The organism is Rhodococcus sp. A14 (genome assembly GCF_011603105.1).
GTDB classification, from domain to species: domain Bacteria; phylum Actinomycetota; class Actinomycetes; order Mycobacteriales; family Mycobacteriaceae; genus Rhodococcus_F; species Rhodococcus_F opacus.
The window spans coordinates 1-23550 of record NZ_JAAOQS010000014.1; the positions used below are offsets into that span (position 1 = coordinate 1).

The following is a 23550-nucleotide window of genomic DNA, read 5'->3' on the forward strand; positions in this document are numbered from 1 at the left end:
TGTCGGTGCGGTCCTTGATCTTGGCGACGAGTTCGTCGGCGATGTCGCCGACCGCGACCAGGGCGCTGATGGCCATGCAGCGTTCGCCGGCGGAGCCGAAGCCGGCGTTGACCATGGCGTCGGCGGCCAGGTCGAGGTCGGCGTCCGGGAGGACGATGGCGTGGTTCTTCGCCCCACCCAACGCTTGGACGCGTTTGCCGTGGGCGGTGCCGGTGGCGTAGACGTACTGGGCGATGGGGGTGGAGCCGACGAAACTGATGGCCTTGATGGCGGGGTGGGTGAGCAGTTCGTCGACGGCGGTCTTGTCGCCCTGCAGGACGTTGAACACCCCGGCGGGCAGTCCGGCTTCGGCCCAGAGTTCGGCCATCCAGATCGCGGCGGTCGGGTCCTTCTCGGACGGCTTCAACACCACGGTGTTGCCGGCGGCGATGGCGATGGGGAAGAACCACATCGGGACCATGGCGGGGAAGTTGAACGGGGAGATGATCCCGACCGGGCCGACGGGCTGGCGGATCGAGGAGACGTCGATGTTGGTGGAGGCGTTTTCGGTCATGCCGCCCTTGAGCAGGTGCGCGATGCCGCAGGCGAATTCGACGACTTCCTGGCCGCGGGAGACCTCACCGAGTGCGTCGGAGACGACCTTGCCGTGCTCGGCGGTGATGATCTCGGCCAACTCGCCTTTGCGGGCGTTGAGCAGTTCCCGGAAGTTGAAGATCACCTGGGTGCGCTTGGCGAGGGAGGTGTCGCGCCAGGCGGGGAACGCGGCGGCGGCGGCGTCGATCACGGCGCGGGCGTCCTCGACGCTGGCCAGGGCGACCTGACCGGTCACGGCACCGGTCGCCGGATTCGTGACCGGGGCGGTGTTGCCGCTGGTACCGGCGAACGTCTTGTTGTCGAACCAGTGCGAGATGGTCCGGCCTTCGGCGGAGGGCGAGATGGTCCGGGTCTGCGCTGCGCCATCGCTGTGTGTCATGGGTGTCCTTACCGAGAGAGCCGATACGCGGAAACTCCGCGCGAAGTGCGATGTCTTCACTGTGGTCCGTCAACGAGCGCCCGGAGCCCGACGATCTGTAAGGAAATCCGACCTCTGCTTTACACTGCGTAAATGCAGCCCACCATCGTCGACATCCTGGCGCTCCCGGTCGTGCAGGCGGGAACACCCGAGGTGATCGGCGGCGGACCGCTCGACAAGCCGGTGCGTTGGGTGCACGTCAGCGATCTACCCGATTTGTCGAACCTCCTCCAGGGTGGCGAACTCGTCCTCACCACCGGCCGGCCGCTCGCGGACGACTCGTCGAGCGTGGCGTACCTGGAGGGACTGGCCGCGGCGGGCGCAGCCGGACTCGTCGTCGAACTCGGCGTCCACGTCGACACTGTGCCGGAAGGGGTGGCGCGCGCCGCCGACAGACTGTCGTTCCCCGTCATCGCACTGCACCGCCAGATCCGGTTCGTCGAGGTCACCGAGGAAGTGCACCGATCGATCGTCGCGGAGCAGTACGACGAGGTCGCGTTCGCCCGGCACGTGCACGAGGTCTTCACCGACCTGAGCATGAAGCGGGCATCGCTCGGTGAGATCGTCGACGCCGCGGCCGGAATGCTCGGCGCCCCGATCGTGCTCGAGGACCTCAACCGGCAGGTGCTGGCCTTCGCGGCGCAGGGAACCACGGCGGCGGATCTCCTCGCCGAGTGGGAACGTCGGTCGCGGCTGACGCCCGTATCGCATCAGACCGCGATCGACGGCCCGGAGTCGTGGACGACGACGCCCGTCGGCGCGCATCGGCAGGAATGGGGACGACTCGTCGCCCCTCGCCCCGTCGCCGCCGAAGGTCGGGCGCGGATGGCCCTCGAGCGTGCCGCGCAGGCGCTCGCACTGAACCGCATGGTCGAGCAGGACCGGACCGCGCTCGAGCAGCAGGCCCAGAGCGGGCTCATCGACGAACTCCGCCGCGGACGCGTCCAGGACGAGGCCGAGGCGACGGCGCGCGCCCATGCGCTCGGCCTCCGGCCGGCACTGACCTACCTGCCGATGACGGTCCGGGTCAGCGAAACCGCCAGCGCCGACCAGGTTCTCGCGCAGCGGCGGCGTGTGAACATGCTGGACGCCGTCCGCCACGCGGTCCGGACGTCGCGGCAAACCGCACTCACCGCGAACACCCGCGCCGGACAGATCGACCTGCTCCTGTCGCATCCGCCGGCGTCGACACCCGACGCGCTGTCCGAACTCTGTGCGGCGATCCGTGCCGCGCTCACCCGGCTCGACGGCGTCCTCCACTGCACGATCGGCGTCGGTCCCGAATCGACCCGGCTCCTGGACGCCGCGGGCGGCCTGACGGAATCGGCTCACATCGCCGAGGTCGCGCTGTCGTTGCCACCGGGCGACAAGGTCTTTCACCGAGCTGCCGACATCCGGTTGCGCGGTCTGCTCGCCCTCATCCGGACCGATCCGCGGGTGCAGGCCTTCGCCGAGACCGAACTCCGCGGCCTGCTGGAGCATCAGGCGCGACACGGCGGCGACAGCGTCGACGTCCTGCGCAGCTTCCTCGAACTCGGTGGCAACAAGACGGAACTCGCGAAACAACTTCACCTCTCTCGCCCCACGCTCTACGCGAAACTGGCCACGATCCAGCGCCTGCTCGGTGTCGACCTGGACGACGCCGAGTCCCGGACGTCGCTGCACACGGCCATGCTGATCCTGCGGCTCCGCCACCCGTGAGTACTTGTTAACGGCGGGCGGTTAATAAGTACTCACGGGGCGGAGCCACTCTCCGAACATCCTTCGACGACGACCGGATCAGGGTGTCGGCATTCGAATAGCCGCGAGCCAGTACCCCAGTATCAAGAATTATCTTCACAACTATTGGCAGGAATGGACGCTTTCTTCACCATTGGCACCTACCAATCGAATTTCCGACAGCACGGAGCTCTCATGAAGATCGGCATCCCCCGCGAAATCAAGAACCACGAATACCGGGTGGCCATCACCCCCGCCGGTGTCCACGAACTCACCGAACGCGGCCATGAGGTGATCATCGAATCCGAAGCCGGCATCGGCTCCTCCTTCGCCGATGAGGACTTCAAAGCCGCAGGCGCCCACATCCTCCAGGCCGCCGACCAGGTATGGGACACCGCCGACCTGCTCCTGAAGGTCAAAGAACCCATCGCCGAGGAATACACCCGCCTGCGCCAGGACCAGGTGCTCTTCACTTACCTGCACCTCGCCGCCTCCAAGGACTGCACCGACGCCCTGCTCGCGTCCAAGACCACCGCCATCGCCTACGAAACCGTCATCGGCACCGACGGCTCCCTCCCCCTGCTCGCCCCGATGAGCGAGGTCGCCGGACGCCTCGCCCCACAGGCCGGCGCCTACCACCTCATGCGCCAGGGCGGCGGCCGCGGCGTCCTGATGGGCGGCGTCCCCGGCGTACGCCCGGCCAAGGTCGTCGTCATCGGCGCCGGCGTCTCCGGCCGCAACGCCATCGCCATCGCCCACGGCATGCACGCCGACGTCACCGTCCTCGACCTGTCCATCGCCCGCCTCCGCGAGATCGACGCCCTCTACCACGGCCAGGTCAAGACCATCACCTCCAACAGCCTCGAACTCGAACAGGCCGTCGAGGGCGCCGACCTGGTCATCGGCGCCGTCCTCGTCCCCGGCGCCAAGGCCCCCACCCTCGTCTCCAACAACCTCGTCTCACGGATGAAGCCCGGCTCGGTGCTCGTCGACATCGCCATCGACCAGGGCGGCTGCTTCGAGGACTCACGTCCCACCACCCACGCCGAACCCACCTACCAGGTCCACGACTCCGTCTTCTACTGCGTCGCCAACATGCCCGGCGCCGTCCCCCGCACCTCCACCTACGCCCTCACCAACGCCACCCTCCCCTACGTCGCCGCCCTCGCCGACAAGGGCTGGAAAGAGGCCACCGCGACCGTCCCCGGACTCGCCGAGGGCCTGTCCACCCACGACGGACAACTGCTGTCCGCCGAAGTCGCTGCCGCGCACAGCTACACCGCAGTCTCCTGAGCGATTGATCCGTCGAGAGCGTATCCAGCAGACCTGCGGTTGCGGGACAATCGAACGATGGCTTGGCTCGAGGTCGTGCGCACCGGACCCTTCACCACCGTGCAGGATCGGGGCCGCCCCGGTTACGCGTCGATCGGCGTCGGCGAGTCCGGTGCCGCCGACCGAGACGCACACGACAGCGCAAACAGGTTGGTGGGCAACCATTCCGGCGCAGCCACGCTGGAGGTCACACTGGGCGGGCTCGCGGTACGTGCGGCCGGGACCGTCTCTGTCGCCGTCACGGGCGCCCGGAACCCCGTCACCGTCAATTCCGAACCCCGGCCCACCTACACGATGCTGCACCTGAACACCGGCGACCTGCTGGAGATCGCGTTCACATCGGAAGGACTCCGCAGCTATGTCGCGGTGCGCGGAGGTTTCGACGTGCCCGCGGTGATGGGGAGCCGGTCCACCGACACTCTGTCGGGGATCGGCCCCGATCCCGTCGCCGAGGGTGATCGGCTGCTGGTCGGTGCGGATGCCGGCGACTGGCCTGCGGACGAGATCATCCCCCCACCGGCCGCCCCCGAGGATCCGCTGATGATGCGCGTCCGGCTCGGACCGCGGGACGACTGGTTCACCCCCGCGTCCGTCGAAGCCCTTCTCCGCGAGACGTGGACGGTCAGCTCCGACACCAATCGCGTGGGGGCACGACTCGAGGGTCCGGGACCGTTGCACCGCGCGGTGACGGAGGAGATGCCGAGCGAGGCCATGGTGGCGGGGGCGCTGCAGGTGCCGCCCAACGGTCAGCCCATCCTGTTCCTGGCCGATCATCCGGTGACCGGCGGCTATCCGGTGATCGCCGTGGTCGCCGAGGCCGATTTGCCGGTGGCCGCGCAGTTGCGGCCCGGGCACCGGGTCCGCTTCCACCGGATGGTGGCGCCGACCATTCCGCGGTGACGCCCTACCTCGCTGCCAGCGCGGTTCGGAGCCCGCGAAGCCGTCCGGTCACGGGATCGGCCCCGACCGCCGCCCGCCCACGGAACTTCACTTCCGAGGCCGTCTCCGGCGCGTCGTCCGACGTCGCCCGGAGGAATCGGTTGGGCAGCGCCAGTTTGTGAATGGTGCGCAGCGTCAGAAGGTATTGCCGCGCAAGCGAACCGGTGGTGTACGGCAGGTCGTACTTCTCGCACAGGCCGCGCACCGCGGTCGAGATCTCGGCGTACCGATTGCTGGGAATGTCAGGGAAGAGATGGTGCTCGATCTGATAGCACAGGTTGCCGCTCATGAAGGCCATGACGGCGCCGGCCCGGAAGTTCGCGGTGCCGAGCATCTGGCGGAGATACCACTCGGCCCGGCTTTCGTCCTCGAGTTCCGCAAGCGTGAACTTTTCGGCTCCGTCGGGGAAGTGCCCGCAGAAGATCACGACGTACGACCACACGTTCCGCAGCAGGTTGGCAACGAGATTCGCCTTCAACGTTCGTCGCCACCGCCGCCCGCTGAGAACGGGGAACAACACGTAGTCCTTGCCCATCTGCCGCGCGATCTTGCCGAGCAGATCTCGCACCGGTGGACGCAGACGCCGGCTCGCTTTGTCTTCGGCACTGGGCGGAAGCAGATCGTGGAGCGCGATGCCCCATTCGAACGACGCCGCGAGCAGAAGATTCTGAATCGGCTGTAGCAGGTGGATCGGACGCCATTCCTGATCACGAGTGACGCGCATGACGCCGAACCCGACGTCATCGTCCATCCCGAGCACGTTGGTGTACTTGTGGTGACGGAAGTTGTGCGCATACTTCCACTGCGACGACGGACCCACCTGATCCCACTCCCAGGTGCTCGAGTGGATCTCGGGATCGTTCATCCAGTCCCACTGCCCGTGCGAGACGTTGTGGCCGATCTCCATGTTCTCGACGCTCTTGGCCACACCCAGTGCCGTCGTCCCGAGGACCACGCCCGTGGACGACCGGCTGCCGTGGATCATCAGTCGGGCGAGTCCGTCGAGCACGCGCTGGAACGCGATGGTGCGGCGGATGTACGTCGCGTCCTTCGCCCCGAGGGACTCCGCGACGTCGCGGCGTAGTGCGTCGAGTTCGAATCCGAGCGCCTCGACGTCCTGCTGGGTGAGGTGCGCGTATTCCTTGATATCGGTGATTGCCACGACCGGCCTCCAACCTCGCGGTCACTGATGACCTCAGTGAACGCCGCTGGTAGCAGCCTGTCAACACTGTAGGTCTACGGTAGGTGCCGACAGTGTTGAAGCGGCACCCTCAGCCCGCTACCGACCGTGCGGGCTTGCCCGACGACGACCTGCTGTTCGCGGGTCGGGGAGCCTAGCCGCGGCGACGACGGGCGATGTCGGCGAGCACGACACCCGCGGCGACGGACGCGTTGAGCGATTCGACGGGGCCCGCCATCGGAATGCTGAGGATGGCGTCGCAGTTCTCGCGGACCAGGCGCGACAGTCCCTTGCCCTCCGAGCCGACCACGACCACCACGGGGCCGCTGCCGTCGAACTCGTCGAGGGTGGTATCGCCGCCCGCATCGAGACCAACCACCTGGACGCCCTTGGACGCCCAATCCTTCAGTGTGCGAGTGAGGTTGGTGGCGCGGGCGATCGGCAGGCGGGCTGCCGCGCCGGCGCTCGTCCGCCACGCGACCGCGGTGACCGACGCACTGCGGCGCTCCGGGATCACCACACCGTGACCACCGAACGCGGCCACCGAACGCACGACGGCACCGAGGTTGCGGGGATCGGTGATGTTGTCGAGGGCCACGAGCAGCGGCGCCTCCTGATGCTTGCGGGCTTCCGCGATCAGGTCGTCGGGGTGCGCGTAACGGTACGGGGGCACCTGCAACGCGATGCCCTGGTGCATGCCGTTGGCGCTGAGCCGGTCGAGATCGGTCCGGGGAACCTCGAGGATGGAGATGCCCGCGTCGGCAGCCCGCTGAACGGATTCCTTCAGGCGATCGTCGCTCTCGGTCCCGACCGCGACGTACAGCGCGGTCGCGGGGACGCCGGCGCGCAGGCACTCGACGACGGGGTTGCGGCCCAGCACGTTCTCGGGGCCGTCGAGCACCTTGCGTCCGGCGGTCTGACGACCGCGGCCGGGCTGCTTGTCGGCTTCCCTGGCCGCGCGGGCGGCGCGCTTGGCGGCGGGGTGCTTGGTGCGGGATTCCGCGGGCGGGGTGGCGCCGCGGCCTTCCAGTCCCTTGCGGCGCTGGCCACCGGAACCGGCGACCTGCCCCTTCTTGGTACCGGCCTTGCGGATGGCTCCGCGCCTACTCGAATTTCCAGCCATTACTACTGTCCTGCCTTGAGAGACCACTCGGGCCCGTTGGGGGTATCGGTGACCTCGATGCCCGCCCGGATGAGACGGTCACGCACCTCGTCGGCCACAGCCCAGTTCTTCTCGGCGCGGGCACTCTGCCTGCGCTCGAGTTCGGCCCGGACCAGAACGTCCAGGGCATCGGTTGCCGCGGACGCATCCGCGGTCTCCTGAGTCCAGTGCTCGTCCAGCGGGTCGACGCCGAGGATTCCGAGCATGGCCCGGACCTGCGACGCGATCTCGCGCGCACCCTCGAGATCTCCGCCGTCGAGGGCGATGTTGCCCTCGCGGACCTTGCCGTGCACCTCGGCGAGCGCGGCGGGGACGGCGAGGTCGTCGTCGAGCGCGCGAGCGAATGCCTCCGTCCACCGACCGACCGGCACCTCACCGGCACGCTCCTGCGTGCGCATGACGAACGACTCGATCCGGCGGAACGCCGCGGCCCCCTCGTCGAGCGCGGTGTCGGAGTACTCGAGCATCGACCGGTAGTGGGCACTGCCCAGGTAGTAGCGAAGCTCTTGCGGCCGAACCTTTTTCAACACGTTCGGCACCGAGAGAACGTTGCCGAGCGACTTCGACATCTTCTCGCCACCCATGGTGACCCAGCCGTTGTGCAGCCAGTACTGCGCGAAGTCGTCGCCGGAGCACTTGGCCTGCGCGATCTCGTTCTCGTGGTGCGGGAACACCAGGTCCAGGCCACCGCAGTGGATGTCGAACGCCGCCCCGAGATAGAACTCGGCCATCGCCGAGCACTCGAGGTGCCAGCCAGGCCGGCCCCGGCCCCACGGCGTCGGCCACGACGGCTCGCCCGGCTTCTCCGCCTTCCACAGCGTGAAGTCGCGGGGATCACGCTTGCATTCGCCGGCGCTCTCGCCCTGGTGCACGTCGTCGAGCTTGTGCCCGGACAGGCTGCCGTACCGGGGGTAGCTGCGGACGTCGAAGTAGACGTCCCCGCCCGCGGCGTACGCGTGGCCGTTGTCGATGAGGCGCTGCATCATCTCGACCATCTGCGTGATGTGACCGGTGGCTCGCGGCTCGACGGACGGCGGCAGCACACCCAGCTGCTGATAGGCCCACGTGAAGGACCGCTCGAACGTGGCGGCCCACTCCCACCACGGCCTGCCCGCCTCCGCGGCCTTGTTCAGGATCTTGTCTTCGATGTCCGTGACGTTGCGGACGAACGCCACGTCGTAGTCGTGGGCGAGCAGCCAGCGTCGCAGCACGTCGAATGCGACGCCGCTGCGTACGTGGCCGATATGGGGGTCGCCCTGCACCGTGGCGCCACACAGGTACACCGATGCGTGTCCAGGGGCCAGCGGAACGAAGTCACGCATGGCCCGCGTCTCGGTGTCGAATAGGCGCAGGGTCACGACCAGCGATCCTACCTGGCGCTTCGATCGGGAATGACCAACGCGGTGGCCATGGCGGCGATCCCCTCGCCGCGCCCGGTGAGGCCGAGCCCGTCCGTGGTGGTCGCGGACACCGAAACCGGCGCGCCCAAAATGTCGCTGAGCACCTTCTGCGCCTCGTTTCGGCGCGGGCCGATCTTCGGCCGGTTCCCGATTACCTGGACCGCGGCGTTGGCGACACCGAAGTCGTCTTCTTCGAGGAGGCGGCGTACCTCGGCGAGCATCGCGGCACCGCTCACCCCGGACCATTCGGGCCTGCCGGTTCCGAAGACGGAGCCGAGATCGCCGAGTCCGGCGGCGGAGAGGAGGGCGTCGCAGAGTGCGTGAACGGCCACGTCGCCGTCGGAATGGCCCGCGCAGCCGTTCTCGTCCTCGAAGAGCAGGCCGGCCATCCAGCACGGCCGTCCCTGCTCGATCGGGTGGACGTCCGTCCCGATTCCGACTCGCACTAGTGCGCTCCCTCTTCCACCAGCGCGCGGGCCAGCACGAGGTCCAGCGGCGTGGTGATCTTGAATGCTGTGGGTTCTCCGACGATGCTGCGGACCCGTTCCCCGAGGCGCTCCACCAGTCCGGCGTCGTCCGTGGCGATGCCGTCGGCGGCGTCGTAGGCGCGCCGGAGCAGTTCCGCGGTGAAACCCTGCGGCGTCTGCACGGCCCGCAGTTCGGACCGCTCGGGGGTGCCGGTGACCGAACCGAGAACGTCTACGGTCTTGATGGTGTCCGCCACCGGGAGGACTGGGATGACGGCGCTGCGGCCGCAGCGCAGCTCCGCGACCACCCGCGCGATGAGCGACGGTGGTGTGAGCGCTCGGGCGGCGTCGTGCACTAGCACGTATTCGGCGTCGTCCGCGACGGCGAGTCCGGCGCGAACCGAATCGGTCCGCTCGCTTCCGCCGGCCACGACGGTGACTTCACCGGGGAGGAGGGTTCGCGTCGACTCGACGAGCTCCTCCGGAACGATCACGACGACGCGGTCGACAGCCCCCGACTGCAGGAGCCCGTCGACCGCGCGTGTAAGCATGGTCGTCCCACCCAGATCAACGAATGCCTTGGGCTTGTTCTCGCCCAAACGCACTCCCTGACCTGCGGCGGGAACCAGTGCGACTACAGGACCTTTTCCCTCGGCCACTGTGGGTATCGCGACTGTCTAGGACGCGGCCGCGAGGACCTCGTCGAGGATGGTCTCGGCCTTGTCGCTGTCGGTGCCTTCGGCCAGTGCGAGTTCGCCGACAAGAATCTGCCGCGCCTTCGCGAGCATGCGCTTCTCTCCTGCGGACAGGCCGCGATCCTGCTCGCGACGCCACAGGTCCCGAACGACCTCGGCGACCTTGTTGACGTCACCTGACGCGAGCTTTTCGAGATTCGCCTTGTAACGGCGCGACCAGTTGGTGGGTTCTTCGGTGTGCGGTGCCCGCAGTACCTGGAAGACCTTGTCGAGACCTTCCTGGCCGACGACGTCGCGTACGCCCACGTACTCTGCGTTGTCTGCGGGAACCCGTACGGTGAGATCGCCCTGAGCAACCTTGAGAACGAGATATTCCTTCTGCTCACCCTTGATGGTGCGGGTTTCAATAGCTTCGATCAGCGCCGCACCGTGATGGGGGTATACGACGGTGTCTCCGACCTTAAAAATCATCTGTCCCGTGCCCCTTTCGATCATTCGAGTTTAACACGTGTCCGGAACCTGGTCTCATCAACGGTGCAGGTCAGGGGCATCATGGCCTGACCGTAGGGGTTGACAGGGTCCCCGATACGTGCATTCCGGACACCCCGATCGGGCGGTTCTCCAGCGCCGAAACCGCACGCAGACAACCATTGTGAGTACCCAGCGAGCAGGCCACGCGGACGAACTACTACTCTGCCTAGTTGAAGTGCGAACCTGACACCGGAGGACAACTCGTGACTGCTCTCGACAAGTCGACTCGCCGAGTCGCTACCGCCGTCGCTCTCGCTGCCGGCGCAGCACTCGTGCTGTCCGCCTGCAGCGCGGGCCAGATCACTCAGACGTCGAGTCAGGTCGCCGCGGTCAACGGCAACAGCGCGGACGTCGGGTCGATCGCCCTGCGCAACGTGCACGTGGTCTACCCCAACTCCGCCGAGTACAGCCTCGAGCCGGGCGGCACCGCCGTCCTCGCGTTCACCGCGATCAACAACAACGAGGACACCCCGGACAAGCTGACCCGGATCAGCACCGACTTCGCGCAGTCCGTCACCCTCGGCGACAAGGCGGGCGGCCTCGAGATCGCGCCGCAGACCGCGCTCGTCGCCGGACTTCCGGGCGAGGAAGCCGCTGAGGGCGCGGAGGCCGCGGGCCAGAAGGACGCCAGTGCCGACGCACCGGCCGACGTCGTCCTCGTCACCCTGGACGGCCTGAAGGAAGGCGTCCGCCCGGGCCTCACCTTCCCCGTCACGTTCGCGTTCGAGAAGGCCGGCGACGTCACCGTGTCCGTTCCCGTCGACGCGGGCCACGAGACCGAGCGCCACGTCTCCGACACGTCCCCCGGAGCCGAAGCCGAGGGCGGCGGACACTAGCAGCCGGACCGGGTCCGCTGTCGGACCCGATACCTAGGCTGGCCCGGTGGCCAAACTCAAAACCAGCTTCCGCTGCTCGTCGTGCCAGTGCACCGTTCCCAAATGGGTCGGCCGGTGCCCCGAGTGCGGTAGCTGGGGATCGATGGACGAGGCCCCGATCGTTGCGTCCGTCGCCAGCCGCCCCGGCGCCTCGCTCGCAAAAGCCGGGGCCGGAGCGGTACTTCCGTCCACCCCGGCCACTCCGATCACGCGGATCGACAGCACCTCCACCCGTGCCAAGCCCACGGGCATCGACGAACTGGACCGTGTCCTCGGCGGCGGGGTGGTGCCCGGTTCCGTCGTTCTCCTCGCCGGCGAACCCGGCGTCGGCAAGTCCACCCTCCTCCTCGAGGTGGTCCACCAGTGGGCCCGCCGCGGCCCGGACGACCGGTCCCTCTACGTCACCGGTGAGGAATCCGCCGGACAGGTGCGACTGCGGGCCGACCGCACCGGCGCCGTTCACGAGCGGGTCTATCTCGCCGCCGAATCCGACCTCGCGACCATCCTCGGCCACGTGGAGCAGGTGCGTCCCACCCTGCTGATCGTCGACTCCGTGCAGACCATGCTGGCCGCGGACGTCGACGGCGTGGTCGGCGGAGTCACCCAGGTGAAGGCCGTCACCAGCGCCCTCACCTCCCTCGCCAAGGCCAGCGGCGTGCCAGTGCTCCTCATCGGCCACGTCACCAAGGACGGCGCGGTCGCCGGACCGCGGTCGCTCGAGCATCTCGTCGACGTGGTGCTGCACTTCGAGGGCGACAAACACTCCACGCTGCGGATGGTGCGCGGCGTCAAGAACCGTTTCGGCGCCGCCGACGAGGTCGGTTGCTTCGAACTGCGGGAAGACGGCATCGCCGGCATCAGCGACCCGTCCGGACTGTTCCTCCATCACCGTGCCGAGGCCGTTCCCGGAACCGCCGTCACCGTCATGATGGACGGCAAACGGCCCCTCCTCGGTGAGGTGCAGGCCCTCGTGGCCGCCACGTCCATGCCCGCACCCCGGCGTGCCGTGAGCGGACTCGACAGCGCCCGCGTGGCCATGGTGCTGGCCGTGCTCGACCGCCGGTGCGGGGTGCCGATCGCGAAGAACGACGTCTACGCGGCCACCGTCGGCGGAATGCGGATGACCGAGCCCTCCGCCGATCTCGCGTTGGCGCTCGCCGTCGCGTCCGCCGTGAAGGACAAGCCCGTTCCCGACGGACTGGTGATCCTCGGCGAAGTGGGACTGGCCGGCGAGGTTCGCCGGGTACCCGGCGTCGGGCGCAGGCTCGCCGAGGCCTACCGCCTCGGATTCACCCGCGCGATCGTTCCCCTCGACTCCGGGGCGGCCCCGAAGGGCATGAAGGTCACCGAGGTCGGAAACCTGGGGGCAGCCATCGCGTCACTGCGGTGACGCTCGGATCGCGGTGACGCTCAGATCGACGACGTGCCGAACGGGCGCTCCGGCACACCGTCGACGAAGTCCTTGGTCTTCTCGAAGTGCTCGGCCGTCACGGTGAGGAACAGCCCCCGCGACGTCGCCACGACCACGTCGGGATCGGCCGTCGGCCCCTCGACGATGCGCGCCTCGGCGCTCGCGTACACCTTGCGGCGGATCGACCCGTCGATGCGCGCGTGGAATTCGAGGACGGAACCCAGCGGGATGGGCTTGGCGAAGTCGATCTCCAGATGACCCGTCACCACCGGTCCGTCGACGATCGATCGGCACACCATCCCCAGCGCCTCATCGAACGCGGTCGAGAGGATGCCGCCGTGGATCACTCCCGGACCGCCCTGGTAGCGAGGAGCCACCTCGAGCCGGCCCCACACGTCGAGCCCTTCCCCGGCCGTGAAGCTCATCGACATCCCGGCAGGCGACTGGTCGCCGCACCCGAAGCACCGTGACCAGTGCTGCGGCACGGGCTGACCTGCAGCGGGGAAGCTGCCGACCGGTGCGGGCAGGGTCAGGTCGTCGGGCAAAGTCCAGGTACTACTCATGGATAGGTAATCTAAACGCGGGTCCGGACGTGTTTCCGCGGCGGGCCCCGACAAGTGACGTCTACCTCAGCGGGAGTATTGCGCGATGAACGATGCCGAGTCGTCGTCTGCGCTGCGCGAAACGATAGCCCGGCTGGCTCCCGGAACGGCACTCCGCGACGGCCTGGAGCGCATTCTGCGCGGACGCACGGGCGCCCTGATCGTCCTCGGCTACGACGAGCAGATGGAAGAGATCTGCGACGGCGGCTTCGAGCTCGACGTGGAGTTCGCGCCGACCCGCCTGCGTGAGCTGTCGAAGATGGACGGCGCCGTGGTTCTGTCCACCGACGGGTCCCGCATCGTGCGCGCCAACGTCCAGCTGGTCCCCGACCACAAGATCCCGACCGTCGAGTCCGGCACGCGTCACCGCGCCGCCGAGCGGACGGCCATGCAGACCGGGTACCCCGTGGTGTCGGTCAGCCAGTCGATGAGCATCGTCAGCGTGTACGTCGGCGGCATCCGGCACGTCATCGACGGGTCCGCCACGATCCTGTCGCGTGCCAATCAGGCGGTGGCCACCCTCGAGCGGTACAAGGCGCGGCTCGACGAGGTGACCCGCCAGCTGTCGGTGGTCGAGATCGAGGATTTCGTCACGCTCCGCGACGCCCTGACCGTGGTGCAGCGACTGGAGATGGTGCGGCGCGTGTCCGTCGAGATCGAGCAGGACGTGCTCGAGCTCGGCACGGACGGACGTCAGCTCGCACTGCAACTCGAGGAACTCGTCGGCGACAACGACGTGGCGAGGGAACTCATCGTGCGCGACTACCTGGCCGGCACCGGCCCGGCGCCCGCGGAGGACGTCGAGAAGTCGCTCGCCGCGCTCGACAGGATCACGGACGCAGACCTCCTCGACCTCACGACGTTGGCCCGGGCATTCGGGTACCCGGGCACCATCGAAGCGCTCGAGGCGCCGATGAGTCCTCGCGGCTACCGCGTCCTCACCCGCGTTCCCCGACTGCAGTTCAACCAGATTCACCGGCTCGTCGGCTCGTTCGGGACGCTGCAGTCACTGCTGGCCGCGACGGCCGCCGATCTGCAGTCGGTGGAGGGGATCGGCGGGCTGTGGGCCCGGCACATCCGCGAGGGCCTGTCCCGGCTCGCCGAGACATCGATCTCGGGCCCGTACGACTAGATCTCCGGTCCGGACGACTAGTAGGACAGCCGCAGCGCGTCCAGGCGGGTGCGGATGGTCAGTGCACGCGCGAGTTGCGGGCGGTCGCTGCCACTCCGGACACCCGAACCGTCGACGCCGAGACGGTCGATCACCTCGGCCGCCCAGGCCGCGTCCGCGGCGGAGGGGCTCAGCTCGCGGTTGACGTCGCCCGTGTGCGCGGCCTTCATGCACAGTTTTCCGGACATTCCCATCGACCGCGTGACGCCCAGATCCGCGATCCGGGTGCGCTGGTCGTCGACCAGAGTCGGTCCGTCGACGGGTGCCGCGATACCGGCGGCGCCGCTCGCGACGACGAGGCGTCCCCGGGCGTAGGCAAGCGCGTCCGGCTCTGCGCTCGCGCCGGTGTCCCGCCGGAAATCGCCACTGCCGAACGCCAATCGCAGTGTTGCCGGCTCGCAGGCGATCTCGAACGCGAACTCGATTCCCCGCGCGGACTCGACGAGGGCGAGCACCGGAACCGCACCGCCGAGCCGGGCAGCGGTGTCCCGGACCTGTTGCCCCGATTCACTTTTCGCCAGCATGACACCCTGCAACCCGGGGAGGCCGCGGAGCGCGTCCACGTCGGCCCACCAGTCTTCGGTGGTCGCGGCGTTGATCCGGACCCAGGCGGCGCCGCCACCGGACAGCCACGCGGCGACCGACCGCCGGGCATCGGAGCGTTCCGCGGTGACCACACCGTCCTCCAGATCGAGGATGACGGCGTCGGCGCCGCTGCGTTCGGCGAGGTCGAAATCCTCGGTCCGCGAGGCAGATACCAGCAACCATGACCTCGCGTGCCGAGCGTCGAGGGGAGTCGTTGTGAGAATGGTTCTCGTCCTTACTGTCGGTGGTCCGGGCCGGCTTCTCCGACCACGGTTTCCAGTGCGATCCGGACGGCATCCAGGTGTTCGGCCATGGCGCGGGCGGCCTTGTCGTAACTCTTGGAGGCGATGCCCTCCACGATCCGGTCGTGCTCGTCGTTCGACTTCTGCTGCCGCCCCGCAACGAGATTCAGCGTCTCGGACTGCCGGGTGAGGGCCTCGCGAATATCGACGATCACGGATTCGAACACGCGGTTGCGGCTCGTCCTGGCGATGAACGCGTGGAACTGCGCATCCAGGGACACCCACACGAGGGGATCGTCCTCGTCCCGCATCTGGTCCACGAGGCCGCGCAGGGCGGCCAGGTCTTCGGCGGTGTGCCGCTGCGCCGCCCATCCGGCGGCGGGAATCTCCACGTGCGGACGCGCCTCCACGAGCTCGTTGGCCGCGTAGTTCCCGAAGTCGAGGTCGCGAGCGATCGAATCGCTGACGACGAACGTTCCGAGGCCCGACTTCGTCTCCGTGAGCCCGAGCGCATGGCAGGACCGCAGGGCCTCCCGGATCACCGACCGGCTGACCCCGTGCCGCGCGGCGAGGGACGCTTCGGAGGGAAGTCGTTCGCCGACCGTCAGCTCACCCGACGTGATCGCGGCACGAAGGTCCGCGAGGACCGCCTCCGCGGCGCTGACCCGCGCCGTGACCGGGCGCCTGGCTGCCCAGCTGTCTGACAGGTTCATGTGGATATTCTGCTCACGCACCGGCGACAACGTCAATACGAGGCACTGCCGGGGGTTGACGCCTGCGAGTGAGCGCGGTAACAATTGCACCTGTCTGACAGCCTGGCAGGTGGATAGCCGGGTGGCTCGACCGAGAAATCTACCCTCTTCGAGCAGCAGACTCCATCCGCCGCATCCGTGCAGAGCAACGGCTCGCGCGAATCCCCGTGAGGAATGATCAAGTGCTCGAAACGCGAACAGAACACGATCTGCTCGGCGACCGCCAAGTGCCCGCGGATTCCTACTGGGGAATCCACACGCTGCGGGCCGTGGAGAACTTCCCCATTACCGGCCGGCCGATCTCCACCAACCCGTATCTGATTCGCGGGCTCGCCTACGTCAAATGGGCCGCGGCAACCGCCAACGAGAAACTCGGGATCCTCGATCACCGCCGGGCCGACGCTATCGGGCAGGCGTGCCGGGAGATCGTCGACGGCCGCTGGCACGAGCAGTTCGTCGTCGATGTCATCCAGGGCGGCGCCGGGACGTCGACCAACATGAACGCCAACGAGGTGATCGCCAACCGGGCACTCGAGATCCTCGGACACGGGCGCGGGGAGTACGCGGAGCTCCACCCCAACGAGCACGTGAACCTCAGCCAGTCGACCAACGACGTCTACCCCAGCGCGGTCAACATCGCGACGATCTTCGCGATCGACGACCTGCTGGACGCGATGCGCGTCCTGCAGGAGGCCTTCGCGACGAAGGCGGTCGAGTTCGCCGACACCGTGAAGATGGGGCGCACCCAACTCCAGGACGCGGTACCGATGACGCTCGGCCAGGAATTCGCCACGTACTCCGTGATGATCGACGAGGACCGCACCCGCCTCGACGAGGCCGCTCTCCTCGTCCACGAGATCAATCTCGGCGCCACCGCGATCGGCACGGGCCTGAACGCACCCGCCGGCTACGCCGAGGCAGCGTGCGACACGCTGCGGGAACTCACCGGATTCCCCCTCGTCCTGGCCACGGACCTGGTCGAGGCAACACAGGACGTCGGTCAGTTCGTCCACCTCTCGGGCGTGCTCAAGCGGATCGCGGTCAAGTTGTCGAAGGTGTGCAACGACCTCCGCCTGCTGTCGTCGGGACCGCGCGCGGGCCTGAACGAGATCAATCTCCCACCGGTACAAGCTGGTTCGTCGATCATGCCCGGCAAGGTCAATCCGGTGATCCCGGAAGTCCTCAACCAGGTGGCCTACGAGGTCATCGGCAACGACGTCACCATCACGATGGCCGCCGAATCCGGCCAGCTCCAGCTCAATGCGTTCGAACCGATCATCGTGCACTCCCTGTCCGAGGGGATGCGCCACCTCGGCGCCGCCTGCCGGATCCTGGCCGACCGCTGCGTACTCGGCATCACGGCCAACACCGATCTGCTGCGTGCCCGGGTCGAGGACTCCATCGGACTCGTCACCGCGCTCAACCCGTACATCGGTTACACCGCCTCGACCCGGATCGCGCAGGAAGCGCTGGTCTCCGGCCGCCGGGTCGCCGACCTCGTGATCGAGGCCGGTCTGCTCGACCGTGAAGAACTCGACCGCCTCCTCAGCCCCGAGCATCTCGCCAACTTGAGAGCGTCCGGTTCGCCACGGCAGACACCCGTCGCCGCTGCCGCGGAGGTGGTCTCGTGACGATCGAGAAGGACGACACCTCCGGCGTCGACATCTTCGTCGAGGAAGACCTCGGCTACCGGAAAGCGCTCGGCCCCAGACAGATCCAGATGATTGCGATCGGCGGAGCGATCGGCACCGGCCTGTTCATGGGCGCGGGCGGACGCCTCCACCAAGCAGGCCCCGCACTCGTCCTCGTCTACGCTCTCTGCGGGTTCTTCGCCTTCCTGATCCTGCGGGCCCTGGGCGAACTCGTGATGCACCGACCCACCTCCGGGTCGTTCGTGTCGTACTCGCGGGAATTCTTCGGCGAGAAGATGGCCTTCGCCGCGGGCTGGCTGTACTGGATGAACTGGGCGATGACCGCCGTCGTCGACGTCACCGCAGTCGCGCTGTACATGAACTTCTTCAAGAAGTACTGGGCACCGCTCGGGAACGTCGACCAATGGGTCTTCGCCCTCGCCGCGGTCGTACTGGTCCTCGGCCTGAATCTCGTCTCCGTCAAGGTGTTCGGTGAACTGGAGTTCTGGTTCGCCCTCATCAAGGTCGTCGCCCTCGCCGCGTTCCTCGGCTTCGGCATCTACTTCGTGCTGTTCGGAACGCCGATCGAAGGACATTCGTCGGGCTTCAGCATGATCACCGACAACGGCGGACTCTTCCCCAACGGAATCCTGCCCGCCGTCGTGGTGATCCAGGGCGTCGTCTTCGCCTACGCCTCGATCGAACTCGTGGGAACCACTGCGGGCGAGACGAAGAACCCACAGAAGGTCATCCCCAAGGCGATCAACACTGTCATCATCCGGATCCTCGTCTTCTACGTCGGATCCGTCCTGCTGCTGTCGCTGCTGCTCCCCTACACCGAGTACCACGCCGGCGAGAGCCCGTTCGTCACGTTCTTCGGCTCCATCAATGTGCAGGGCGCCGACGCGATTATGAACCTCGTGGTGCTCACGGCCGCGCTGTCCTCACTCAACGCGGGCCTGTACTCCACCGGCCGAATACTGCACTCGATGGCCATGGCCGGATCGGCGCCCTCGTTCGCCGCCCGGATGAACAAGGCAGGAGTGCCCTACGGCGGCATCGCCCTCACCGGATTCGTCATCCTGCTCGGCGTCGGACTCAACGCCGTCGTTCCCGCGCAAGCGTTCGAGATCGTCCTGAACCTCGCTGCGCTCGGGATCATCAGCGCCTGGGCCGTGATCGTGCTGTGCCAGCTGAAACTGTGGAAATTCGCCAAGGAAGGGAAACTCGCCCGGCCCGGTTTCCGGATGTTCGGCGCCCCCTACACCGGGCTCCTGACCCTGGCCTTCCTCGCGTGCGTCGTCATATTGATGGCGTTCGATCACCCCGTGGGAACCTGGACCGTCGGGTCCATCGCGATCATCGCCCCGCTGTTGGTGATCGGCTGGTTCGCCGCGCGGAACCGCATCCGCACCCTGGCCTCGGACCGCCCGACCGTTTAGCGAGAAAGGACAACAGTGCCGAAAGTCGCCGTCGTCACCACCGGAGGCACCATCGCCAGCAGGCGGGACGGGCAGGGTGTCAGCAGACCGGTGGTCGCAGGCCCGGATCTACTGGGCAGTGCGTGGACCGGGACGGAACTCCGTGTCGTCGACGTGATGTCGAAGGACAGTTCGAGCATGACGTTCGCCGATATGGACCGGGTCCGCGACGCCGTCACCGCGGAACTGCGCGATCCCGATCTCGACGCGGTGGTCGTGCTCCACGGAACCGACACCATGGAGGAGACCGCGTACCTGGTCGACCTCCACCACGCCGACCCGCGGCCGGTGGTGTTCACGGGTGCGCAGCGCACGTTCGACCACCCGGAATCCGATGCCCAGGCCAATCTGGCCGACGCGGTCGCCGCGGGATCGGACCCCGCTCTGCGCGGAGCGGGTGTCCTCATCGCGTTCGGAGGCGCCCTGCACCGGGCGGCAGGAACGCGGAAGGTCGACACGACGTCGCTCGCCGCGTTCCGATCCGTCCACCCCGCCGGTGTCACCCCGCGGCGAAGTCTCGATCCGCTGCCGTGGCATCCGATCTCCGGAACCCGCGTCGACATCGTCGCCGCCTATCCGGGGGCCGACCGCGTCCAGATCGACGCGTGCCGGGCCGCCGGGGCCCAGGGACTGGTGCTCGACGGGCTCGGATCCGGGAACGCGAACCCGGCGATCGTCGAGTCGGTCCGGGACTGCGCGACCGCCGGGATCCCGGTCGTGGTCACCACCCGGGTGCCGCAGGGCCCCACCTCCGCCACGTACGGCGGTGGGGGCGGCGGGCACGACCTCGTTTCGGCGGGTGCACTGTTCTCCACCGACCTCAGAGCAGGTCAGGCCCGCATCCTCCTCGCGGCGCTGCTCGCCGACCCCGAGCACACCGACCTCGACAAGGAATTCGATCGGCGCTCGCGCCTCGACCCCGCACCGAGGATCAGCTGAGGTTGAACGGCTCCGGCGCGCTGCGGAGCTGACCGAGCTGGCCGACCACGGTGTACGCACCGGGCCCCACCGGATCACGCTGGGGTTCCGGTTGCGTCAGGCAGTCGGGGGCGGACGTCTTGGCCGACCACTTCACGGTGAACTGAGCCTGCTCGCCGGGCGCGAGGGTGCGGACGTCGGCCGCGGACTGCGGGAAGCAGTCGATGTTGGACCACAGCCGCACGGCACCGTCGATCGTGTAGACGAGCACCTGCTGGAGGCTGCTGCCCAGATCACGTTCGCACGGTGTGGTGCCGATGTTGGTGACGACCGTCGTGAAGCTCGGCTCCTCACCCGCCAGGTACGTCGGCTTGTCGGCGGCCACCTTGATGGCCAGCGACTGGTCCGGGCACTGTCCCGCGGCGACCGGCTGGCCGCTGGGAGCCGCGCTGCTCGAGGTACCGCTGCTCGACGCCCCGGACGAACCGGACGCGCCCGAGGAGGCCTCGCCGCCGGCGGCAGCGGCGCCGCCGCCGCCGCCACCACCGGAACCGCCCGAACTGCCGCTGGACGTGGACGAACCCGAGGCTGTCGGGGAAATCGACACAGGAGTGGTCAACGAGGAACTCGCTGCCGCCGGATCCGTCTCGGAGTCACCGCCACCACGTAGCGAGTTGATCAACCACACCACGAGCAGCAACACGACGATGGCGCCGCCGATCGCCAGCGCCCTGCGGCGCCAGTAAATCTCGGGGGGCAACGGTCCATTCGGTTCCAGCACGACGTCAACGGTAGTTCGGCGTCGCGCGGCAGCGGCTCAGCGGGTGCGGCGTGTCGCGGTCAGTCCGTGAGCTCACCGATGTCCCCGACGGCGCCCTGCAGGTGAGTCCGGCCGTCGGACAGCTTGTACGTGACACCCGCGATGGCGCACGCGCCGCTCTCCACCTTCTCCGCGATGATGCGCGACCGCTGCATGAGCAGCGCCCCGGTCTCCACCACGTGGCGGCCCTCGAGTTCGTCGACGGTGGTAAGGCCCTCACGGCGTCCCATGAGGATCGACGGCGCGACACGTTCCACGATGCTGCGGATGAACCCGGGCGGCACGTTGCCGTCGTCGAGGGCGTCGAGCGTCGCCTTGACGGCACCGCAGCTGTCGTGACCGAGCACGACGATGAGCGGCACGTTCAGCACGCCGACTGCGTACTCGATGGACCCGAGCACGGCGTCGTCGATCACGTGACCGGCGGTGCGGACGACGAACATGTCGCCCAGACCCTGGTCGAAGATGATCTCGGCGGCGACGCGGGAGTCTCCGCATCCGAACAGGACGGCCGTGGGGTGCTGGCCGCCGACGAGCTTCGCGCGATCGGCGATGCCCTGGCTGGGATGGAGCGAGGTACCGCTCACGAATCTGTCGTTACCCTGACGCAGGGCCTTCCACGCGGACACGGGGTTGGAATTAGGCATGGGACCATTGTGCACCGGGCGTGTCGCACCGTCGCGACGGGAATGTGACAACCGCGGAAAATCCGTTTCCCCCGTGAACGAAGGGACTTGTGAGGACGAAGTGGCCGTTGACTCCTCCGCGCTGATCAACTGGTACGACGTACAGGCCCGGGATCTGCCGTGGCGCCGCGACGGCGTCACCGCCTGGCACATCCTGATGAGCGAGATCATGCTGCAGCAGACGCCCGTCGTCCGGGTGGCCCCGATCTGGGAGGAATGGGTGCAGCGCTGGCCCGTCCCCTCCCGCATGGCCGCGTCGAGTCAGGCCGACGTACTGCGCGCGTGGGGCAAGCTCGGCTACCCGCGCCGCGCGCTGCGACTCCACGAGTGCGCCGCAGTACTGGCCGCCGAGCACGGCGACGTGGTTCCGAGCGACGTCGACACCCTCCTCGGCCTGCCCGGCATCGGTGCCTACACCGCGCGGGCCGTCGCCTGCTTCGCCTACGGACAGCGCGTCCCCGTCGTCGACACGAACGTCCGGCGGGTGGTCGCCAGGGCCGTGCACGGACGCGCCGAGCCGGGAAATCCCTCGACCACGCGTGACCTCGCCGACGTGTCCGCGCTGCTCCCCCGCACCCGGGCGCGGGCCGCCACGTTCTCCGCGGCCATCATGGAACTGGGGGCCACCGTGTGCACCGCCCGCTCCCCCGAATGCGCTGACTGCCCGCTGCCCAGCTGCGCCTGGGTGGATGCCGGACGTCCCGCGCACACCGGTGAGCGCCGGAAGGTCCAGAAGTTCGCCGGCACCGACCGTCAGGTGCGCGGCAAGCTTATGGCCGTACTCCGTGAAAGCTCCGCCCCGGTCGAACGCGTGCGGCTCGACCAGGTGTGGCCTGGCGATCCGGGCCAACGCGACCGCGCCCTCCACTCCCTGCTGATCGACGGCCTCGTCGAACAGACCGACGACGGACTCTTCGCCCTCGCGGGCGAGGGCAGCTAGCTCACACCGGAACCGCTTCGATGACGGATGACCGGGGACCTTGCGTGATCGAATCCAGCGTGAATCCGTGGTCGGTCAACAGTCGGCGCCATTCGGTGATCGTGCGCTCGCGACCTCCCAGGAGAACCAGCATGTGGAGATCCAGCAGAGCCATGGGGTGGGTTGTCGCCGATTCCGGCAGGACCTGCTCGACAATCATCAATCGTCCACCTGGCGGGATCGCTTGCCGGCAACTGCTGAGGATCTTGCCGGCGGACGCGTCATCCCAGTCGTGGAGAATCTGAGACAGCACGTACACGTCACCATTGCCTGGGACGTCGTCGAAGAAACTTCCGCCCACGACTGTCGTTCGTTCACCGATGCCCGCCGAACCAAACGTCGACGGCGCTTCCGCGACCACATGAGGCAGATCGAACAAAATTCCGCGTAGATGCGCGTGCCGATCGAGCAACCGGGTGATCAACGCGCCGGTCCCGCCACCGACGTCGACGACCGTTCCCACGTCAGACCAGTCGTGGTCGAGCAAAGGCAGCAAACGCAACTCGACCAGCCCTGCTTGGCCCCGTGCGAACTCATCGGCTGCCGACGGATTCTCGGACAACCATTCGAAGTACGGCTTTCCGAACGCCGCTGAAAACGATTCCTTCCCCGTCCGGATCGAATGCGCTGCGTGCCCCCACACGAGGTAGGCCTCGTTCGACATCAAGCCGACCAAGTGACGAAGCGAGCCCGGAGCGTCTGCCCGCAGAAGCTCACCGGCCTCCGTCAACGCAAATCGCCCTCCACCGACTTCCGCAAACAAGCCTTCCGCGACGAGGACCCGCAGGAATCGACCGAGTGCGTCGGCGTCGGCGCCCACGCTCGCCGCGAGATCGCCGAGCAAGCACGCACCGTCCGCCAATCGGTCGGGCACACCCAGTTCGCAGACAGCTGAAATAGATTGGGACACGATGTATCCCATGATCTGTTTTCTCACTCGGTGGTTGACATCGCTCATGT

At 67.9% G+C, this 23550-nt stretch carries 24 protein-coding genes; 11 read left to right on the forward strand and 13 right to left on the reverse strand.

Annotated features, from left to right (window positions below):
• Positions 1–973: aldehyde dehydrogenase family protein (locus G9373_RS10435; RefSeq protein WP_167115056.1), on the reverse strand; the 973-nt coding region annotated here is incomplete at its 3' end.
• Between the two features lie 132 nt (positions 974–1105).
• On the opposite strand from G9373_RS10435, the gene G9373_RS10440 reads away from it, so the two are divergent.
• From G9373_RS10440 to G9373_RS10450, 3 genes are all read left to right on the forward strand, one after another.
• Positions 1106–2713: a PucR family transcriptional regulator gene (locus G9373_RS10440; RefSeq protein WP_054248942.1), complete on the forward strand. Its 1608-nt coding sequence runs from the start codon at positions 1106–1108 to the stop codon at positions 2711–2713.
• A gap of 213 nt (positions 2714–2926) precedes the next feature.
• The gene (gene ald, locus G9373_RS10445; RefSeq protein ID WP_065488952.1) at positions 2927–4024 is read left to right on the forward strand and encodes an alanine dehydrogenase; all 1098 of its coding nucleotides are present in this window, start codon (positions 2927–2929) and stop codon (positions 4022–4024) included.
• A 57-nt stretch (positions 4025–4081) separates the two neighbouring features.
• Positions 4082–4963, forward strand: coding sequence for a biotin-dependent carboxyltransferase family protein (locus G9373_RS10450; protein WP_005262239.1), 882 nt, complete (start codon positions 4082–4084; stop codon positions 4961–4963).
• 4 nt (positions 4964–4967) lie between these two features.
• On the opposite strand, the gene G9373_RS10455 is transcribed toward G9373_RS10450, so the two are convergent.
• The 6 genes from G9373_RS10455 to carD all read right to left on the reverse strand — a co-directional run bounded on the left by G9373_RS10455 (position 4968) and on the right by carD (position 10377).
• Positions 4968–6164, reverse strand: coding sequence for a fatty acid desaturase (locus tag G9373_RS10455; RefSeq protein WP_005262238.1), 1197 nt, complete (start codon positions 6162–6164; stop codon positions 4968–4970).
• 172 nt (positions 6165–6336) lie between these two features.
• Complete coding sequence (gene rlmB, locus G9373_RS10460) at positions 6337–7305, reverse strand: 23S rRNA (guanosine(2251)-2'-O)-methyltransferase RlmB (protein WP_005262235.1); 969 nt, start codon at positions 7303–7305, stop codon at positions 6337–6339.
• 2 nt (positions 7306–7307) lie between these two features.
• Entirely contained in the window at positions 7308–8702 is a 1395-nt protein-coding gene (gene cysS, locus G9373_RS10465; protein ID WP_005262233.1) for a cysteine--tRNA ligase, read from the reverse strand.
• 11 nt (positions 8703–8713) lie between these two features.
• Positions 8714–9190, reverse strand: coding sequence for a 2-C-methyl-D-erythritol 2,4-cyclodiphosphate synthase (gene ispF / locus G9373_RS10470; RefSeq protein WP_005244898.1), 477 nt, complete (start codon positions 9188–9190; stop codon positions 8714–8716).
• Complete coding sequence (gene ispD / locus G9373_RS10475) at positions 9190–9870, reverse strand: 2-C-methyl-D-erythritol 4-phosphate cytidylyltransferase (RefSeq protein WP_167115059.1); 681 nt, start codon at positions 9868–9870, stop codon at positions 9190–9192. Before ispD ends, ispF begins: the two co-directional genes overlap by 1 nt.
• 18 nt (positions 9871–9888) lie before the next feature.
• Positions 9889–10377 (reverse strand): RNA polymerase-binding transcription factor CarD, encoded by a 489-nt coding sequence (gene carD, locus G9373_RS10480; protein WP_005262216.1) that lies wholly within the window; start codon positions 10375–10377, stop codon positions 9889–9891.
• A 263-nt stretch (positions 10378–10640) separates the two neighbouring features.
• On the opposite strand from carD, the gene G9373_RS10485 reads away from it, so the two are divergent.
• Complete coding sequence (locus G9373_RS10485) at positions 10641–11273, forward strand: LpqE protein (RefSeq protein WP_043794101.1); 633 nt, start codon at positions 10641–10643, stop codon at positions 11271–11273.
• Between the two features lie 46 nt (positions 11274–11319).
• Positions 11320–12702: a DNA repair protein RadA gene (radA, locus tag G9373_RS10490; protein ID WP_037206067.1), complete on the forward strand. Its 1383-nt coding sequence runs from the start codon at positions 11320–11322 to the stop codon at positions 12700–12702.
• 20 nt (positions 12703–12722) lie between these two features.
• Here the strand turns inward: radA and G9373_RS10495 are convergent, their stop codons facing one another.
• The gene (locus G9373_RS10495) at positions 12723–13286 is read right to left on the reverse strand and encodes a PaaI family thioesterase (RefSeq protein WP_037179973.1); all 564 of its coding nucleotides are present in this window, start codon (positions 13284–13286) and stop codon (positions 12723–12725) included.
• Between the two features lie 85 nt (positions 13287–13371).
• Between G9373_RS10495 and disA the strand changes: the two genes are divergently transcribed.
• Complete coding sequence (gene disA, locus G9373_RS10500) at positions 13372–14457, forward strand: DNA integrity scanning diadenylate cyclase DisA (protein ID WP_005572507.1); 1086 nt, start codon at positions 13372–13374, stop codon at positions 14455–14457.
• 17 nt (positions 14458–14474) lie between these two features.
• Here the strand turns inward: disA and G9373_RS10505 are convergent, their stop codons facing one another.
• Both G9373_RS10505 and G9373_RS10510 read right to left on the reverse strand, forming a co-directional pair.
• A complete protein-coding gene (locus G9373_RS10505; RefSeq protein ID WP_005572509.1) occupies positions 14475–15260 on the reverse strand; it encodes an aldolase/citrate lyase family protein in 786 nt (261 codons plus the stop codon).
• A gap of 56 nt (positions 15261–15316) precedes the next feature.
• Positions 15317–16036 (reverse strand): FadR/GntR family transcriptional regulator, encoded by a 720-nt coding sequence (locus G9373_RS10510; protein WP_005262204.1) that lies wholly within the window; start codon positions 16034–16036, stop codon positions 15317–15319.
• A 221-nt stretch (positions 16037–16257) separates the two neighbouring features.
• On the opposite strand from G9373_RS10510, the gene G9373_RS10515 reads away from it, so the two are divergent.
• Genes G9373_RS10515 through G9373_RS10525 form a run of 3 tightly spaced genes read left to right on the forward strand, consistent with a single transcriptional unit; the run spans position 16258 to position 20126 of the window.
• Positions 16258–17706: an aspartate ammonia-lyase gene (locus G9373_RS10515; protein ID WP_005572510.1), complete on the forward strand. Its 1449-nt coding sequence runs from the start codon at positions 16258–16260 to the stop codon at positions 17704–17706.
• Positions 17703–19148: an amino acid permease gene (locus G9373_RS10520; protein ID WP_005262200.1), complete on the forward strand. Its 1446-nt coding sequence runs from the start codon at positions 17703–17705 to the stop codon at positions 19146–19148. The genes G9373_RS10515 and G9373_RS10520 overlap by 4 nt, the downstream gene beginning before the upstream one ends.
• A 15-nt stretch (positions 19149–19163) precedes the next feature.
• Positions 19164–20126 (forward strand): asparaginase, encoded by a 963-nt coding sequence (locus tag G9373_RS10525; RefSeq protein WP_005572514.1) that lies wholly within the window; start codon positions 19164–19166, stop codon positions 20124–20126.
• Here the strand turns inward: G9373_RS10525 and G9373_RS10530 are convergent.
• Both G9373_RS10530 and G9373_RS10535 read right to left on the reverse strand, forming a co-directional pair.
• Positions 20119–20886, reverse strand: coding sequence for a hypothetical protein (locus G9373_RS10530; protein WP_167115062.1), 768 nt, complete (start codon positions 20884–20886; stop codon positions 20119–20121). The two genes, G9373_RS10525 and G9373_RS10530, sit on opposite strands and share 8 nt — an antisense overlap.
• A gap of 59 nt (positions 20887–20945) precedes the next feature.
• Positions 20946–21572 carry a carbonic anhydrase gene (locus G9373_RS10535; protein ID WP_005262194.1) on the reverse strand — a complete coding sequence of 209 codons (627 nt, stop codon included), beginning with the start codon at positions 21570–21572 and terminating at the stop codon, positions 20946–20948.
• 100 nt (positions 21573–21672) lie between these two features.
• Between G9373_RS10535 and G9373_RS10540 the strand changes: the two genes are divergently transcribed.
• The gene (locus G9373_RS10540) at positions 21673–22551 is read left to right on the forward strand and encodes an A/G-specific adenine glycosylase (protein ID WP_005572517.1); all 879 of its coding nucleotides are present in this window, start codon (positions 21673–21675) and stop codon (positions 22549–22551) included.
• Position 22552: 1 nt separating this feature from the next.
• Here G9373_RS10540 and G9373_RS10545 read toward each other — a convergent pair whose 3' ends face one another.
• Complete coding sequence (locus G9373_RS10545; protein ID WP_240960454.1) at positions 22553–23254, reverse strand: methyltransferase; 702 nt, start codon at positions 23252–23254, stop codon at positions 22553–22555.
• A gap of 12 nt (positions 23255–23266) precedes the next feature.
• Here G9373_RS10545 and G9373_RS46340 point away from each other — a divergent pair, with 12 nt between their 5' ends.
• Entirely contained in the window at positions 23267–23485 is a 219-nt protein-coding gene (locus G9373_RS46340) for a hypothetical protein (RefSeq protein ID WP_005572519.1), read from the forward strand.
• The last annotated feature ends 65 nt before the right edge of the window (positions 23486–23550 follow it).

Excerpts from the sequence above, each read along its gene's own strand:
- G9373_RS10450 (WP_005262239.1), top strand. The coding sequence starts at position 4,082 with ATGGCTTGGCTCGAGGTCGTGCGCACCGGACCCTTCACCACCGTGCAG.
- disA (WP_005572507.1), top strand. The coding sequence starts at position 13,372 with ATGAACGATGCCGAGTCGTCGTCTGCGCTGCGCGAAACGATAGCCCGG.
- G9373_RS10545 (WP_240960454.1), bottom strand. The coding sequence starts at position 23,254 with ATGTCGAACGAGGCCTACCTCGTGTGGGGGCACGCAGCGCATTCGATC.
- carD (WP_005262216.1), bottom strand. The coding sequence starts at position 10,377 with ATGATTTTTAAGGTCGGAGACACCGTCGTATACCCCCATCACGGTGCG.
- G9373_RS10535 (WP_005262194.1), bottom strand. The coding sequence starts at position 21,572 with ATGCCTAATTCCAACCCCGTGTCCGCGTGGAAGGCCCTGCGTCAGGGT.
- G9373_RS10495 (WP_037179973.1), bottom strand. The coding sequence starts at position 13,286 with ATGAGTAGTACCTGGACTTTGCCCGACGACCTGACCCTGCCCGCACCG.
- G9373_RS10510 (WP_005262204.1), bottom strand. The coding sequence starts at position 16,036 with ATGAACCTGTCAGACAGCTGGGCAGCCAGGCGCCCGGTCACGGCGCGG.
- rlmB (WP_005262235.1), bottom strand. The coding sequence starts at position 7,305 with ATGGCTGGAAATTCGAGTAGGCGCGGAGCCATCCGCAAGGCCGGTACC.
- G9373_RS10440 (WP_054248942.1), top strand. The coding sequence starts at position 1,106 with ATGCAGCCCACCATCGTCGACATCCTGGCGCTCCCGGTCGTGCAGGCG.
- ald (WP_065488952.1), top strand. The coding sequence starts at position 2,927 with ATGAAGATCGGCATCCCCCGCGAAATCAAGAACCACGAATACCGGGTG.